13 protein-coding genes are annotated in these 16,244 nt (G+C 69.1%); 10 read left to right on the forward strand and 3 right to left on the reverse strand.

What is annotated here, in order from left to right:
- Positions 1 to 26: 26 nt before the first annotated feature.
- The 5 genes from OIE53_RS26235 to OIE53_RS26255 all read left to right on the forward strand — a co-directional run bounded on the left by OIE53_RS26235 (position 27) and on the right by OIE53_RS26255 (position 5,886).
- Entirely contained in the window at positions 27 to 1,658 is a 1,632-nt protein-coding gene (locus OIE53_RS26235) for a peptide ABC transporter substrate-binding protein (RefSeq protein ID WP_327024113.1), read from the forward strand.
- A 106-nt stretch (positions 1,659 to 1,764) separates the two neighbouring features.
- A complete protein-coding gene (locus OIE53_RS26240; protein WP_327024114.1) occupies positions 1,765 to 2,826 on the forward strand; it encodes an ABC transporter permease in 1,062 nt (353 codons plus the stop codon).
- Between the two features lie 71 nt (positions 2,827 to 2,897).
- Positions 2,898 to 3,842 carry an ABC transporter permease gene (locus tag OIE53_RS26245; protein ID WP_327024115.1) on the forward strand — a complete coding sequence of 315 codons (945 nt, stop codon included), beginning with the start codon at positions 2,898 to 2,900 and terminating at the stop codon, positions 3,840 to 3,842.
- A 3-nt stretch (positions 3,843 to 3,845) separates the two neighbouring features.
- Positions 3,846 to 4,883: an ABC transporter ATP-binding protein gene (locus tag OIE53_RS26250; protein ID WP_327024116.1), complete on the forward strand. Its 1,038-nt coding sequence runs from the start codon at positions 3,846 to 3,848 to the stop codon at positions 4,881 to 4,883.
- Positions 4,876 to 5,886: an ABC transporter ATP-binding protein gene (locus OIE53_RS26255; RefSeq protein WP_327024117.1), complete on the forward strand. Its 1,011-nt coding sequence runs from the start codon at positions 4,876 to 4,878 to the stop codon at positions 5,884 to 5,886. The genes OIE53_RS26250 and OIE53_RS26255 overlap by 8 nt, the downstream gene beginning before the upstream one ends.
- Before the next feature lie 185 nt (positions 5,887 to 6,071).
- On the opposite strand, the gene OIE53_RS26260 is transcribed toward OIE53_RS26255, so the two are convergent.
- Positions 6,072 to 6,419: a chorismate mutase gene (locus OIE53_RS26260; protein WP_327027425.1), complete on the reverse strand. Its 348-nt coding sequence runs from the start codon at positions 6,417 to 6,419 to the stop codon at positions 6,072 to 6,074.
- Between the two features lie 315 nt (positions 6,420 to 6,734).
- On the opposite strand from OIE53_RS26260, the gene pcrA reads away from it, so the two are divergent.
- Entirely contained in the window at positions 6,735 to 9,119 is a 2,385-nt protein-coding gene (gene pcrA, locus OIE53_RS26265; RefSeq protein WP_327024118.1) for a DNA helicase PcrA, read from the forward strand.
- A gap of 226 nt (positions 9,120 to 9,345) precedes the next feature.
- Positions 9,346 to 10,998, forward strand: a complete 1,653-nt coding sequence (locus OIE53_RS26270; protein ID WP_327024119.1) for an ATP-binding cassette domain-containing protein — start codon at positions 9,346 to 9,348, stop codon at positions 10,996 to 10,998.
- A 4-nt stretch (positions 10,999 to 11,002) separates the two neighbouring features.
- Here OIE53_RS26270 and OIE53_RS26275 read toward each other — a convergent pair whose 3' ends face one another.
- Together OIE53_RS26275 and OIE53_RS26280 are read right to left on the reverse strand one after the other, a co-directional pair.
- Positions 11,003 to 11,818, reverse strand: coding sequence for a M23 family metallopeptidase (locus tag OIE53_RS26275; RefSeq protein WP_327024120.1), 816 nt, complete (start codon positions 11,816 to 11,818; stop codon positions 11,003 to 11,005).
- Positions 11,819 to 12,094: 276 nt separating this feature from the next.
- Positions 12,095 to 12,808, reverse strand: coding sequence for a M23 family metallopeptidase (locus OIE53_RS26280; RefSeq protein ID WP_327024121.1), 714 nt, complete (start codon positions 12,806 to 12,808; stop codon positions 12,095 to 12,097).
- Positions 12,809 to 13,256: 448 nt separating this feature from the next.
- On the opposite strand from OIE53_RS26280, the gene OIE53_RS26285 reads away from it, so the two are divergent.
- The 3 genes from OIE53_RS26285 (at position 13,257) to sucD (ending at position 16,208) form a co-directional block, all read left to right on the forward strand.
- A complete protein-coding gene (locus OIE53_RS26285) occupies positions 13,257 to 13,661 on the forward strand; it encodes a cobalamin B12-binding domain-containing protein (RefSeq protein WP_327024122.1) in 405 nt (134 codons plus the stop codon).
- Between the two features lie 478 nt (positions 13,662 to 14,139).
- A complete protein-coding gene (gene sucC / locus OIE53_RS26290) occupies positions 14,140 to 15,318 on the forward strand; it encodes an ADP-forming succinate--CoA ligase subunit beta (RefSeq protein ID WP_327024123.1) in 1,179 nt (392 codons plus the stop codon).
- A gap of 2 nt (positions 15,319 to 15,320) precedes the next feature.
- Positions 15,321 to 16,208: a succinate--CoA ligase subunit alpha gene (sucD, locus tag OIE53_RS26295; protein ID WP_327024124.1), complete on the forward strand. Its 888-nt coding sequence runs from the start codon at positions 15,321 to 15,323 to the stop codon at positions 16,206 to 16,208.
- Positions 16,209 to 16,244 lie beyond the last annotated feature (36 nt).

Consider the following 16,244-nt stretch of genomic DNA (forward strand, 5'->3'; position numbering starts at 1 on the left):
GCCGAGCGCCCTGAGGAGGCACTCCCATGCGCGGGAAATTCCTGAAGGTGGCGGTCGCGGCGACCGCCACCGCCATGTTGGCTACCGCCTGCGGCGGCAGTAGCGACAACGACAACGACAACGCCGGCTCGACCGGCGGCACGTTGCGCGTCTACAACGCGGAGCCGGCGTTCCTGACGCCCTCCGGTGGTGACGACGAGCCGTCGCTGTATGTGATCCGTTCGCTTTTCCGCGGTCTGGTGAAGTACAACGCCCAGACCTCCGCGGTCGAGATGGACCTGGCCGAGTCGGTCGAGTCGGATGACCAGAAGCTCTGGACCATCAAGATCAAGAGCGGCTACACCTTCGACAACGGCGAGCCGGTCAACGCCGACGCCTTCATCCGTTCCTGGAACTTCGCGGCCTACAGCCCGAACACCCAGAACAACGGCTACTTCATGAAGCGCATCGCCGGGATCAAGGACGTCCAGTCCGTGGACCCGGACGGCGACGGCCCGCAGAAGGCCCCGGAGCCGAAGGCCAAGGAGCTCTCCGGCCTCAAGAAGGTCGACGACCTGACCTTCACCGTCGAGCTGGAGGCCCCGTTCTCCGGCTTCCCGACCACCATCGGCTACCCGGGCTTCTTCCCGATGGCCGAGGCGTGCGTCGCCGACATCGCGGCCTGCAACGAGAAGCCGATCGGTAACGGCCCGTACAAGATGGACGGCAACTGGCAGCACAACGTTGCGATCAACGTGGTTCGCAGCGACACCTGGAAGGGTGAGCCCGGCAAGCCGGACCGCATCGAGTACAAGATCTTCGCCGACGTCGACGCCGGTTACGCCGCCTTCCAGGCCGGCGAGCTGGACGTGATGTACACCGTGCCGCCGGCCCGTTACAAGGAGGCCAAGGCCACCTACAACGACCGCATGTACGAGCAGCCGGGTGACAGCTTCACCTACGTCGGTATGCCGCTGTACCAGGACAACTTCAAGGACAAGCGGATCCGTCAGGCGCTCTCGCTGTCGATCGACCGCCAGTCGATCATCGACGCCGTCTTCGACGGCCGGTTCACCCCGGCCACCGGCTTCGTCGCCCCGACCTTCGAGGGTGCCCGCGCCGACGTCTGCAAGTACTGCACCAAGGACGTCGAGAAGGCCAAGCAGCTGCTCGCCGAGGCTGGCGGCTGGCCGGCCGGTGAGAAGCTGATCCTGTGGGCCAACGCCGGTGCCGGTCACGACCAGTGGCTGCAGGCCGTTGGTGACCAGATCAAGGACGCCCTGGGCATCGACTACGAGCTGAAGGTCAACCTGCAGTTCGCCGAGTACCTCGAGACCGCGGACCAGAAGAAGTTCACCGGTGGATTCCGGCTCGGCTGGGGCCCGGACTACCCGTTCATGGAGACCTTCCTCTACCCGCTCTACGGCACGGGTTCGGGCAGCAACAACTCGACCTACAGCAACCCCGCGTTCGACGCCGCGATGAAGGAGGGTGACTCGGCCGACTCGATCCAGGCCGCGATCCCGTCCTACCAGAAGGCGGAGGACCTGATCGGTGAGGACCTGCCGGTCATCCCGATGTGGTTCAACAAGGTTGGTGCCCTCTACAGCGAGAACGTCGACCAGTTCGTCTGGAACGCCGTTTCCGACGCGGACTACGCAGCGACCTCTCTGAAGTAGAACTGAGCTTCAGGCTCCTGACCCAGCCGTAATACGACGTGGCGGTAACGGTCACCTCACCAGGGTGATCGTTACCGCCACGTCAGCGCCGAGAGGAGACCCCGAGATGGGGCGCTACGTCATTCGACGGTTGCTCCAGTTCATCCCCACCGTGCTGGGCACCATGTTCCTGCTTCACTACATCACCTCGCTGGCCATCCAGTTCAGCGGGAACCCGGTCCGGGCCATGTTCGGTGACCGGACCCCCTCCCCCGCCCAGTTGGACGCGCTCACCGAGCGGCTCGGTTACGGTGATCCATGCCTGAGCCGCAAGGGTGACCCCTGCCTCTGGCGCGTGGCGGCAGACGGCAACGGCTGGCTGGGCACCAGCTACGAGCCGGGTCTTTTCTTCGACCGCCTGGGCAACATCTTCTTCCGCTTCGACTTCGGCATCAACCTGCGTCAGCGTGAGGTCACGGACCTGGTGGCCGACGCCATCCCGTTCACTCTCAAGCTGCTGGTGATCGCGATCATCTTCGAGGCGGTCGTGGGTATCGCAGCAGGTGTGCTTGCCGGTCTGCGCGGTGGCAGTTTCATCGACTACATGGTGAAGATCAGCACGGTCTTCCTCATCTCGGTGCCGATCTTCGTGCTCGGCGTGGTGGTGCGGGAATTCGTCGGGGTCAAGTTCGGCAACGTCCTGCGGGGCCAGGACTGGATTCCCGACGTGATTTCCGCGGGTGTCTTCACGCCCGGCTTCAAGGCCGACTATCCGTTCGCCAGCCTGATCATTCCCGGCATGGTGCTCGGCGCAGTCTCGCTGGCCACCACGGCCCGGCTGACCCGGACCAGCATCATGGAGAACATCCGGGCCGACTACGTCCGGACCGCCAAGGCCAAGGGCCTGGCGAACAAGCGGGTCATCGGCGTGCACACGCTGCGCAACTCGCTGATTCCGGTGATCACCTTCCTCGGCGTCGACATCGGTGCGGCGATGGCGGGTGCGGTCGTCACGGAAACGATCTTCAACGTTCCCGGCATCGGTCGACTGGTGACCTTCTCCGCCCGTACCGGCGAATCTTCAGTCGTGGTCGGTGTGGTGACCATGCTGGTGCTTGTCGTCCTGATCGCCAACCTGCTGGTCGACCTGCTGTACGCCGTGCTCGACCCGAGGATCCGCTATGAGTGACCGAACCGTGGTGACGATGCGGACCGCGGGGCATCCGACCGCCTCCGGCTGGAGCGAAACGAGGTGTGGACATGAGTGACCTGACGAGTGCGGGTGCGGCCGTCGGTGGCGCGCCGGTCGGGGGTGACGGCCCGACGACGGAGGCCACTACCGGCGGTGGTGGCAAGGAGCGCAGTGCCAGCCTGTGGGCGGACGCCCGGCGGCAGCTGGTCCGCGACCCGGTCTTCGTGATCGCCTCCCTCTACATCCTGGTGGTCGGCTCGATGGCGGCCTTCCCGTGGCTCTGGACCAGCCAGGATCCGCGTGCCTGCAGCACCGACCGGTCCCGCATCGGGCCTAGCTGGGAGCACCCCTTCGGGTACGACATCCTCGGTTGCGACTACTACTCGCACGCCATCTACGGCGCTCGGCCCTCGATGGTGATCGCGGTGATGGCGACCTCCGCCATCGTGATCGTCGGTGGCCTGCTCGGTCTGCTGGCCGGCTACTACGGCGGCTGGGTCGACACGATCATCTCCCGGGTGATGGACATCTTCTTCTCGCTGCCGTTCCTGCTCGGCGCGATCGTGTTCCTGACCGTGATCAAGCGGCAGAACATCTGGACCATCACCATGGTGCTGTTCCTGCTGGCCTGGCCGACAATCGCCCGGATCATCCGGGGCAGCGTGATCTCCGCGAAGGATCTGGACTACGTACACGCGGCTAAGGCCGTGGGTGCCCGCAACTCGCGGTTGATGTTCCGGCACATCCTGCCGAACGCGATCGCCCCGATGCTGGTGTACGCGACCATCGTGCTCGGCTCGTTCGTCGCCGCGGAGGCCACGCTGACCTTCCTCGGTGTCGGGCTCCAGCCGCCGGCCCAGTCGTGGGGCATCATGATCTCGGTCCACCAGGTCTACTTCCTGGAGGATCCGTGGCTGCTGCTCTTCCCCTGCGGCCTGCTGGTCGGCACGGTGCTGTCCTTCATCCTCATGGGTGACGCCCTGCGTGACGCCCTCGACCCGAAGTTCCGGTGAGGCATGAGCACTGATGTGAACGTCAAGTTGGACGCGCTGCCGGGTCTGGACCCGAACGCGCTGCCGCTGGAGGTCAAGAACCTGCAGGTGGAGTTCCGCACCCGCAACGGCATCGCCCACGCGGTCAACGGAGTGAGCTTCGACGTGCGGGCCGGCGAGACCCGGGCGATCCTCGGCGAGTCGGGCTGCGGCAAGAGCGTGACCGCTCAGGCGATCATGGGCATCCTGGACACCCCGCCCGGGTTCGTCACCGGTGGAGAGATCCTCTACCGGGGTGTCGACCTGCTGAAGCTGCCCGAGGCGCAGCGCCGCCGGGTCCGGGCCAACCGGATCGCGATGATCTTCCAGGACGCCCTCTCCGCGCTGAACCCGGTCTTCACGGTCGGGTTCCAGCTCGCCGAGCTGTTCCGTAAGCACCGGGGCATGTCCCGCCGGGACGCCAAGGCCCGCGCGGTCGAGCTGCTCGACCTGGTCAAGATCCCGGCGGCGAATCAGCGGGTGAACGACTACCCCCACCAGTTCTCCGGGGGTATGCGCCAGCGCGTGATGATCGCGATGGCGCTGGCACTCGACCCCGAGGTGCTGATCGCCGACGAGCCGACCACCGCGTTGGACGTGACCGTCCAGGCCCAGATCATGGCCCTGCTGGCCGAGCTCCAGCAGGAGCGGAACATGGCCCTGGTGCTGATCACCCACGACATGGGGGTGGTCGCCGACGTGGCGGACCGGATCTCGGTCATGTACGCCGGTCGGGTCATCGAGGAAGCCGGGGTGGACGACATCTACGCCAGCCCGGCCCACCCGTACACCAAGGGTCTGTTGGAGTCGATCCCGCGCCTGGACCTCAAGGGCCAGGAACTCAGCGCCATCAAGGGCCTGCCCCCGGCGCTGACCAACATCCCGCCGGGCTGCGCCTTCAACCCCCGCTGCCGGTACGCACAGGACGTCTGCCGCCAGGACCCGGCGCCGCCGCTGTACCAGGTGACGCCGAGCCGCACGTCGGCCTGCCACTTCTGGAAGGAGGTCAAGGGCGATGAGTGACTTCGTGCTGGAGACCCGCGACCTGGTGAAGCACTTCCCGCTGACCCAGGGGATCGTCTTCAAGAAGCAGTACGGTGCGGTTCGGGCGGTCGACGGGGTCAACCTGCAACTGCGCCGGGGGGAGACCCTCGGGGTCGTCGGCGAGTCCGGCTGCGGCAAGTCGACCCTGGCCCGGATGCTGGTCGGGTTGGAGACGCCGACCTCCGGTGACCTGTTCGTGCAGGGCCGGAACATGGCCAAGGTCGGTGCCGAGGAGCGGCGGCGGGGCCGGCGCAACATCCAGCTGGTGATGCAGGACCCGTACACCTCGCTGAACCCCCGGATGACCGTCGGTGACATCATCGGCGAGCCGTTCGAGGTGCACCCGGACGTGGTGCCCAAGGGGCAGCGGCGGCGGAAGGTGCAGGAGCTGCTGGAGCTGGTCGGTCTCAACCCCGACCACATCAACCGGTACCCGCACCAGTTCTCCGGCGGTCAGCGGCAGCGCATCGGCATCGCCCGGGCCCTGGCGCTCAACCCGGAGATCATCCTCTGTGACGAGCCGGTGTCGGCGCTTGACGTCTCCATCCAGGCCCAGGTGATCAACCTGCTGGAGAAGCTCCAGAACGAGCTGGGTCTGTCGTACATCTTCATCGCCCACGACCTGTCGGTGGTCCGGCACATCGCCGACCGGGTAGCGGTGATGTACCTCGGCAAGATCGTCGAGGTCGGCACCGAGGACGAGATCTACGAGACGCCGACCCATCCGTACACCCAGGCGCTGCTGTCGGCGGTGCCCGTGCCGGACCCGAAGCTGCGGGGCCAGCGGGACCAGATCGTGCTGACCGGCGATGTGCCCTCCCCGGCCAACCCGCCGTCGGGTTGCCGGTTCCGGACCCGCTGCTGGAAGGCGCAGGACATCTGCGCCGAGCAGGAGCCGCTGCTGGAGGTCCGGGACAAGTCCGGCCACCCGAGCGCCTGCCACTTCGCCGAGGTACGCGACGTGGTGCACGCTACGGAGTAGCCGCATAGACGCCGCCGGCCCTGATCATCCGGATGGGACCGGCGGTAAAGGTAGTGCCTCCTCAGTGATCCGGGGCGTCGGCCGTCACCAACGGCCGGCGTCCCGGATTCCTGTCTCCGGCGCAGCGGCCCACCCGGCGTCCGGGTCGGAGCTGCCCGCCGGTCGGGCTGCCCACCGCAGGCCGGTCAGAGCGGTCCTCGGCCGGCGCGCAGGAGCAGCAGGGCGAGCTGGGTGCCGTCGGCGCCGAGGGCGCTGTTGAAGCGCTCCAGGATCTCCTGCTCGCGGGAGAGCACCAGCCGGGTTCCGCCGGAGGCCAGTCGGGTGGCCCCCACCTCGCGGGACAGGGCGGACCGTTCCCGCCACAGCTCGATGAGGGTACGGTCGATCTCGTCGATCCGGGTCCGGATCTCGGCGATCCGGGCGGCGGCCATCGGCTCCGTGGTCCCGGTGCCCGGCTTCACCGCGTCCGTCGCCTCGGCACCGCCGGTGCGGTCGGAAAGGCCGGCGCCGGCCGGGACGCCACTCTGCTCCATCACGTCTGACATCTTCGGGTACCTCTCAAGGTCTGGTGCCCGCTACCCGGATCCCGGGACGATGAAAGCCCCGGGCTCCGTGAGCCCGGGGCTTTCGTAGGTCTGATTGATCAGGCGCGACCCACGGCTGCCGGACTCCCGGTGCCGTAGTAAAAAAAGTAGCAGCGCTGATCGAACACGTCGTCGAGTATGCCCCCCCGGGCCCGGGGGATGCAAGAAAACGACCGGCGCAGCCTGCGAGGATGCGGTTCACCGTGGCCCGTCCTTCACCGCCGGGCGGGGGCTGTCCGGGGGTCGGCATAGACTCGCTCTGCGATGCATCCTCTCTTCGACATCCCCGTGTCCCCGCCGGAGCAACCGCCGCGTCGGGCCGCGCCGAGCGGCCTCGACCCGTTGCAACTCGTGGCCGACCTCAACGGTCCGCAACGGGAGGCGGTGACCCACGCCGGGTCGCCGCTGCTGATCGTCGCCGGTGCCGGTTCGGGCAAGACCCGGGTGCTCACCCACCGGATCGCCTACCTGCTCGCCGCGCGGGAGGTGCACCCCGGCGAGATCATCGCGATCACCTTCACCAACAAGGCCGCCGGTGAGATGAAGGAGCGGGTGGCCGCCCTGGTCGGTCCGCGCGCCCGACTGATGTGGGTCTCCACCTTCCACTCGGCCTGTGTACGGATTCTGCGCGCCGAGCACGAGCACGCCGGCCTGAAGTCGACCTTCTCGATCTACGACGCGGACGACTCCCGTCGGTTGATGCAGATGGTCGCCCGGGAGCTGGATCTCGACCCCAAGCGCTACCCCGCCCGAGGGCTGGCCGCCCAGGTCTCCAACCTGAAGAACGAACTGGTCGATCCGGAGACCTTCGCCGCCCGGGCCTCCGGGCCCAACGAGCGGGCGCTGGCCGAGGCGTACACCCTCTATCAGCGGCGGCTGCGGGAGGCGCACGCCCTCGACTTCGACGACTTGATCATGACGACGGTGCACCTGCTCCAGTCGCACCCGCACGTCGCGGAGAGCTACCGGCGTCGGTTCCGGCACGTCCTGGTCGACGAGTACCAGGACACCAACCACGCGCAGTACGTGCTGATCAAGGAGTTGGTCTCCGGCACCGAGGGGCTGGCACCGGCCGAGCTGTGCGTGGTCGGTGACGCCGACCAGTCGATCTACGCCTTCCGGGGCGCGACCATCCGCAACATCCTGGAGTTCGAGCGCGACTTCGCCGACGCCCGCACCATCCTGCTGGAGCAGAACTACCGCTCCACCCAGACCATCCTGAACGCCGCGAACGCGGTGATCGACCGCAACACCTCCCGCAAACCCAAGCGGCTGTGGAGCGACGCCGGCCAGGGCGAGCCGATCGTGGCGTACGTCGCCGACACCGAGCACGCCGAGGCCGACTGGGTGGCCCGGGAGATCGACCGGCTGGTCGACGCCGACGAGGCCCGGCCGGGGGATGTGGCGGTCTTCTACCGCACCAACGCCCAGTCCCGGGTCTTCGAGGAGGTGTTCATCCGGGTCGGCCTGCCGTACAAGGTCGTCGGCGGGGTGCGCTTCTACGAGCGCAAGGAGGTCCGGGACGCCCTGGCCTACCTGCGCGCCGTGGTCAACGACGACGACACCGTAAGCCTGCGCCGCGTCCTCAACACCCCGCGTCGGGGCATCGGCGAGCGCGCCGAGGCGTGTGTGGAGGCGCTGGCCGCCCGCGACCGGATCTCCTTCGGTGCGGCCCTGCGTCGGGCCAAGGAGGCCCCGGGCATCTCCAGCCGGGCGGCCAACGGCATCGCCGACTTCGTGGCCCTGCTCGACTCCGCCCGGGAGTTGGCCGACGAGGGCACCCCGGAGGAGGTGCTGGAGGCGGTGCTGACCCGCTCGGGATACCTGACCGAGTTGGAGGAGAGCCTCGACCCGCAGGACGTCGGGCGGGTCGACAACCTTCAGGAACTCGTCAGCGTCGCCCGGGAGTACACCGAACGGATCGAGGCGACCGGCGAGGAGGGGGAGCGGGCCACCCTGGCCGGCTTCCTGGAGCAGGTGGCGCTGGTCGCCGACGCCGACCAGGTGCCGACCGACGATCCGGACCACCAGGGGGTGGTCACCCTGATGACCCTGCACACCGCCAAGGGCCTGGAGTTCCCGGTGGTCTTCCTCACCGGCCTGGAGGACGGGGTCTTCCCGCACCTGCGCTCCCTCGGCGACACCCGGGAGCTGGAGGAGGAGCGTCGGCTGGCGTACGTCGGCATCACCCGGGCCCGGCAGCGGCTCTACCTCTCCCGGGCGGTGACCCGGTCGGCCTGGGGGCAGCCCTCCTACAACCCCCCCTCCCGGTTCGTCGAGGAACTGCCCCCGGAACTGGTCCGCTGGGAGCGGACCGAAGGGACGTACACCTCCTGGGGTGGCGGGGGCGGCGGGGTGGGTGGCCGCTCCGAGCGCACCCCCGGCGGGCGTGGCACCTTCACCGGGGGCACCCCCCGGGCGGTGCAGTTGGCCCGCAAGCTCGGGGTGGACGGCAGCCGCCTGGCCACCGCCAGCGACCTGCCGCAGGGGCCGAAGGTCGCCGCCGGGGACCGGGTCAACCACCAGCGGTACGGGTTGGGGCGGGTGGTCACCGTGGAGGGGCACGGCCCCGGTGCCCGGGCCCAGATCGACTTCGGTGACCAGACCCTCTGGTTGGTGCTGCGGCACGCCCCCATCGACAAGCTCTGAGGTCCCGCCCTCGTTGATCAACGAGGGCAACGAGACGAGGTCGTTAGCGGTATCCTCGCAGCATGTATTCGTGCGCCGTCTCGATGAAGCCCTGGTTCCGCCGCTGACGGCGGCAGGGTTTACCGGCTTTCTCTGAGCAAGCTCTGTTCCGCCGTCCTGGGGTCCTGCCGGGCGGCGTGATCGTGCTGCCCGGCTCCATGACGAGCCGAAGAGCAGACAAATGATCGTGAATGAGTTGTATTCCGCCGGCCAACCGCCGGCAGGCCACCGGGCGCACGTACGGGCGGACGGCGTACGGGTGGTGCGGGGCGGGCGGGTCGTGCTGTCCGAGGTCAGCGTCACCGTCTCGGCCCGCTCCCGGCTGGCCATCGTCGGTGAGAACGGCCGGGGCAAGACCACCTTGCTGCACGTCCTGGCCGGGACGATCACACCCGATCAGGGCACGGTGGACCGGGCCGGCACCATCGGCCTGGCCGAGCAGGCCCTCCCGGCGTACGACGGCGAGACGGTGGGCACCCTCGTCGGGGCCGCCACCCGGGAGTCCCGCCGCGCCCTGCGGGCCCTGGACCAGGCGGCGACGGCCCTGACCGAGGGGGTCCGGGGTGCGGACGACGCCTACGCCGCCGCCCTGGACGCGGCCACAAGGCTGGACGCCTGGGACGCGGAGCGTCGGGTCGACATGGCCCTGGCCGGGCTGGACGCCTGCACCGACCGGCAGCGCCCGCTGTCGACCCTGTCGGTGGGTCAGCGCTACCGGGTTCGGCTGGCCTGCCTGCTGGGGGCCCGCTACGACCTGCTGATGCTGGACGAGCCGACGAACCATCTCGACGCCGCAAGCCTGGCGTTCCTCACCGGCCGGCTGCGCGAGCATCCGGGCGGGGTGGTGGTGGTGACGCACGACCGGGCCCTGCTGCGCGACGTGGCCACGGAGTTCCTGGACCTCGACCCCAGCGAGGACGGACGACCGCGGCTGTTCGCCGGCGGGTACGCCGGTTGGCAGGAGGGGCGGCGCCGAGAACGCGAACGCTGGGAGCGGGACTACGAGGCCCAGCAGGTCGAGCATCAGCGGCTGACCGACGCGGTGACTGAGGCCCAGCTTCGGCTGAGCACCGGTTGGCGCCCAGAGAAGGGACACGGCAAACACCAGCGCCAGTCCCGGGCCCCCGGGGTCGTCCAGGCCCTGCGGCGCCGCCAGGAGGACCTCGCCGCCCACCGACTCACCGTGCCGGAGCCGCCCCTGCGGCTGCGCTGGCCCGATCTGAGCACTCGGGGTCGGTCACCTCTCCTGCGCTGTACGGAGGTCACCGTGACCGGGCGGCTGCGTACCCCGGTCACCCTGAGCCTCGACGGCGCGGACCGGCTGTTGGTGACCGGCCCCAACGGGGCGGGCAAGTCCACCCTGCTGGCGGTGCTGGCCAAGGAGCTGACCCCCTCCACCGGGGAGGTGGATCATCTGTCGCGGGCCCGGGTAGCCCTGCTGGGGCAGGAGGTGCCGGCCTGGCCGCCCACCCTCCTGGCGTACGAGCTGTACGACCGGCATGTCGGCCACCTCCAGAGCCGGGGGCGCCTCGGCGAACACGAGCGGCTGCCGCTGACCGCCACCCAGTTGCTCGACCGGGAGGCCCTTCGCACCCCGGTAGGGCGGATGTCGCAGGGGCAGCAACGCCGGTTGAACCTGGCGCTGCGGCTGGCCGAACGGCCGGATCTGCTGCTCCTCGACGAGCCCACCAATCACCTGTCCGCCCCGCTTGTCGACGAGTTGACCGCCGCCCTGCGCCAGACCTCGGCGGCGGTCGTCGTCGCCACTCACGACCGGCAGATGCTCGCCGACCTGGCGGACTGGCCCGCCCTGTCGCTGGCCGACCCAGAGGTGGTCTGACTGGTCAGCAGGCCACCTCGATGCCGCGGGCCCGCAGGAAGGGTGCGGGATCGATCTGATTCCACATCTGCCCCTGGTGCACCTCGAAGTGCAGGTGCGGGCCGGTCGAATCGCCGGTGGAGCCCTCCAGGCCGATGGTCTGCCCGGTGCTGACCTTCTCGCCCACGCTCACCCTGGTGGTGCTCAGGTGGGCGTAGTGGGTCAGGTAGCCGTTGCCGTGGTCGATGACGACGGAGATGCCGTAGCCGTCTCCGACGTCACCGGCCTTGGTGACGGTGCCGCCGAAGGCGGCGCGGACCGGGGTGCCGGCCGGCAGGGCGAAGTCGATACCGGCGTGCAGGGTGCCCCACCGGGGGCCGTAGCAGGAGGTGATGGCGGCACCCGCCATCGGAATCACCCAGCCCGAGGTCGCACTCTTGGTCGGCTTCGGCGCGGCCTTGGTGGCTTTCGGGCTGGCCTTGCTGGCCTTGGGGCTGGGCTTCGCGGTGGGGCTGGCGCTAGCGGTAGGGCTGGGCTCCGCGGTCGGGCTGGCGCTCGGAGTCGGGCTGCCGAGCGCGCTCGCCTCGACCGGTTCCCGGTCCGACCGGTCGGCTCGGGCGGCGGCCTCGGCTCGGGCGGCGGCCTCGGCTTGGGTCTGCGCGTCGAGGGAGACCGGGCTCGGGGTGGGCTGGTCGTCGCGGGTCGACACGGCGACGCCGCCGAGACCGACCAGCGCTACCGCGCCGATGACCAGGCTGCGGTTGCGCCAGCCGATCTGACGCCGGTGCCGGGCCGGAGCGTCGGGGATATTCCGGTACGGGGCGGGGTTCTCGTCCTGCACGGGCAGACCTCACTGGATCGAAGTGGCACGTGACCTCGAAATCCTGGTGTCGATCCGCCTGGCCAGGGGTACCGGGGGTTGACGGGCCGGTACGGCAGGCCCGTTGCGCTGTCCGGGTCTGTCCGCTGCCGGGGCCGACTGACCGGGTCCGTCACCCAGGGTCGATGTGGCATCGGACACAGTCGCCACTGTGGGCTGAGACACTTTCCGGTCCTGCCGGCAGAAGAAAACCGCCCGGATCGACTGATCCGGGCGGTCAACGGGCCTTACTGATGGTCAGGAGTCGGCTACGTCGCTGTAGATTGCCTCGACCTGTAGCTTGATGTCCACTCCGCGCTCCTGCAGCCAGGGCACCGGGTCAAGCGGCGAGCCCTTGACATGGATCTCCAGGTGCAGGTGGGAGCCGTACGAGTGGCCGGTGTTGCCCACCAGGCCGAGCTGGTCACCGGCCTTGACCTGCTGGCCCTCCCGGACACTGAGTGCCGAGGAGTGACCGTAGATCGCCTCGCTGCCGTCGGCGTGCTGGACGATCACGGCGTAGCCGTAGCCGCCGAACCAGCCTGCCTTAGTGACCTTGCCCTCGTGGATCGCCACGTAGGGGGTGCCTTCCGGCGCGACCAGGTCGATGCCGGTGTGCAGCTTGCCCCAGCGCATGCCGTACGGGGAGTTGAAGTCGTAGCCCTGCAGGGGGAGCAGCCAGACACCGGAGTCGGCGACGATCTCCGAAGCCCCCCGGCCGTCCCGGGAGGCGCGGTCCGCGGCGTCGGCGCGGTCCGCCGCACCCTGGCTGCTGATCGACGCCTGCTTCAGCTCGTCCAGCACCGAGGGGTTGACGCTCTTGGCGTCCGGCAGGGCTCCGGCGCCCAGGGCCACCACACCGGCGCCGACGAAGGCGGTGGTGACGACTGCCGCGTAGCGGCTGCGTGGGGGGGTGGGTACGCGGCGGCGGCCGCGATATCGATCGGGCTCAGACGACAGGCGCTGACGCACGCATACCCTCCGTTGTCGGGGTTCCGATGCGGCCTGGCCCCCACCCGGACCGAGATCCCGGTGGTGGCTGGTGCCGCGTCGTCACCCGTCCGTAGACCTGATGACAACCGTGGACACGGTAGCCAACCGTCAGGCGAGCCACAAGCCGGAGCGCCGAATTCACCGCTCCATTCTGTCCCTTTCCGTCCACCATTGTCAGGTCTTTGGGCCTCTCCTGGCTGTCCGGGTCATCATCCTTTCGTAGCGCACCGTGACCGTTCGGCTGAGTCGTCCTCCTTGACGGCTCAGGTGCCCGCAGTGCAGTTCCCGAGGGTGAAAGGGTCCCGCGATTCTCCTCGGGGGTCGGAGGCTGGTGTGCGATCTCTCTCGCCCCGGTTTCCCGGGCCAGGCTGTGCGGGTTACCGTTCGTTCAGGTGATTGCCGCTATGCCGGTGAAAGGGATGCGCAGATGAGCTCTCGTGTTCGGGTCGTCGTCGCCAAGCCAGGCTTGGATGGTCACGACCGTGGCGCAAAGGTGGTGGCCCGGGCTTTGCGGGACGCCGGCATGGAGGTCATCTACACCGGCCTGCACCAGACCCCGGAACAGATCGTGGAGACCGCGATCCAGGAGGACGCGGACGCGGTGGGTCTGTCCGTGCTCTCCGGGGCGCACATGACCCTGTTCCGGCGGGTGCTCGAACTGCTCGACGAGCGCGACGCCCGCGACATCGTGGTCTTCGGGGGCGGCATCATCCCCGACGCCGACCTTCCGGAGCTGGAGCAGCTCGGCGTCGCCAAGATCTTCACCCCGGGCGCGACCACCCAGTCCATCGTGGAGTGGGTGCGGGAGAACGTGGCCCAGCCGGTGGCCTGAGGCCGGGTTCGACCGGCCGGTACGCCGGGACCCGGATGTTCGACGGGCAGAGTGAGGGGCCGGACGCACCCCTCACACGTCCGGCCCCTCTATGCACGATGCCCCGCCGCCACCCCTCGACCGACAGGGCATCGGCCGCTTTCCTGTCCTCGCGCTTTCCAGCGCGCCGACATCTGACTCAACGAAGCCCTGCCGGCGGGGTTACGCACCAGCAGCGAGATCCCTCTGCGGACCGGCCAGATCGCTCGAACGGGTGACCTGGTGCCGGGCCGCCGGGCCGTCGTGGTGCGGGACTTCGGGCAGGCTGTGGATTAGGGCACACCGCGCACCCGCTCGGTTGCCCCTCGTGCCGTCCTCGCTAGGCTGCGCCCAATGGCCTGCTTCAACTTCCACTGATGTCAGGCATCGCACTGTTTTCTTTCCATACGCTGGTGGCGGCGCGACGGTGCGCCGCAGAGACGGGACGGGACGCGCAATCGTGGACCTGTACGAATACCAGGGGCGGGACCTGTTCGAGCGGCACGGTCTGCCCGTGCTCGCCGGCGGCGTCGCAACGACCCCAGAGGAGGCCCGCGCGATCGCCGAACGCCTCGGCGGCCGGGTGGTCGTCAAGGCACAGGTGAAGGTCGGCGGCCGAGGCAAGGCCGGCGGCGTCAAGCTGGCCGAGGGCGCGGAGGAGACGGTGGCCCGGGCCACCGACATCCTCGGCATGGACATCAAGGGTCACACGGTCCACAAGGTCATGATCACGGTGACCGCCGACGTGGCCGAGGAGTACTACTTCTCATACCTGCTCGATCGGGCGAACCGTACCTTCCTCTGCATCGCCAGCGTCGCCGGCGGCATGGACATCGAGCAGGTCGCGGCCGACACCCCGGACAAGGTCGTCAAGGCCCCGATCGACGCGGTCAAGGGCGTGGACGAGGCCAAGGCCCGGGAGATCGTCGAGGCGGCCGGCTTCCCGGCCGAGGTCGCCGACCAGGTCGTCGAGACCGCGGTGGGCTTGTGGCAGGCCTTCGTGGCCGAGGACGCCACCCTGGTCGAGGTGAACCCCCTGGCCAAGACCAAGGACGGCAAGCTGCTGCTGCTGGACGCCAAGGTCTCCCTCGACGAGAACGCCGGCTTCCGGCACCCGGACCACGAGGCCCTGGTCGACCAGGCCACGGTGGACCCGCTGGAGCAGGCCGCCAAGGAGAAGGACCTCAACTACGTCAAGCTCGACGGCGAGGTCGGCATCATCGGCAACGGCGCGGGTCTGGTCATGTCGACCCTCGACGTGGTCGCCTACGCGGGGGAGCGGCACGGCAACGTCAAGCCGGCCAACTTCCTCGACATCGGTGGCGGCGCCAGCGCCGCGGTGATGGCCAACGGTCTGGAGATCGTGCTCTCCGACCCCTCGGTCAAGAGCGTCTTCGTCAACGTCTTCGGCGGCATCACCGCCTGCGACGCGGTGGCCAACGGCATCGTCCAGGCCCTCGACCTGCTCAAGCAGCGCGGCGAGGAAGTCACCAAGCCGCTGGTCGTACGACTGGACGGCAACAACGCCGAGGCGGGTCGGGCGATCCTCGACGGCGCTGACAACCCGCTGATCGAGCGGGTCGACACCATGGACGGCGCGGCCGAGCGGGCCGCCGAGCTGGCGGCTGCGGGGGTCTGATCATGGCAATCTGGCTGACCAAGGACTCGAAGGTCATCGTTCAGGGGATGACCGGTTCCGAGGGTTCCAAGCACACCCGACGGATGCTCGCCGCTGGCACGAACGTCGTCGGTGGGGTCAACCCCCGCAAGGCGGGCAGCACGGTCGACTTCGACGGCACCGAACTGCCGGTGTTCGCCAGCGTCGCCGACGCGATGAAGGAGACCGGTGCGGACGTCACCGTCATCTTCGTACCGCCGCAGTTCACCAAGGGCGCGGTGATCGAGGCGATCGACGCCGAGATCCCGCTGGCCGTGGTGATCACCGAGGGGGTGCCGGTGCACGACACCGCCGCCTTCTGGGCGTACAACGTCGCCAAGGGGGAGCGGACCCGGATCATCGGGCCGAACTGCCCCGGCATCGCCTCGCCGGGCGCCTCCAACGCCGGCATCATCCCGGCCGACATCACCGGCACCGGCCGGATCGGCCTGGTCAGCAAGAGCGGCACCCTGACCTACCAGATGATGTACGAGCTGCGCGACATCGGCTTCTCCACCTGCGTCGGCATCGGCGGTGACCCGATCATCGGGACCACCCACATCGACGCCCTGGCCGCCTTCGAGGCGGACCCGGACACCGACGCGATCGTGATGATCGGTGAGATCGGTGGTGACGCCGAGGAGCGGGCGGCCGAGTTCATCAAGGCCAACGTCACCAAGCCGGTGGTCGGCTACATCGCCGGCTTCACCGCGCCCCCCGGCAAGACCATGGGCCACGCCGGTGCGATCATCTCCGGCTCGGCGGGCACCGCCGACGCCAAGAAGGCGGCACTGGAAGCGGTCGGCGTCAAGGTCGGCAAGACGCCGACCGAGACCGCCAAGCTGATGCGGGAGCTGATGTCCGGTCGCTGACCGGAGGACCGCTGAACCGCGCTGAGGGGCTGACCG

Source organism: Micromonospora sp. NBC_01739, assembly GCF_035920385.1.
Classification (GTDB): Bacteria; Actinomycetota; Actinomycetes; order Mycobacteriales; family Micromonosporaceae; genus Micromonospora.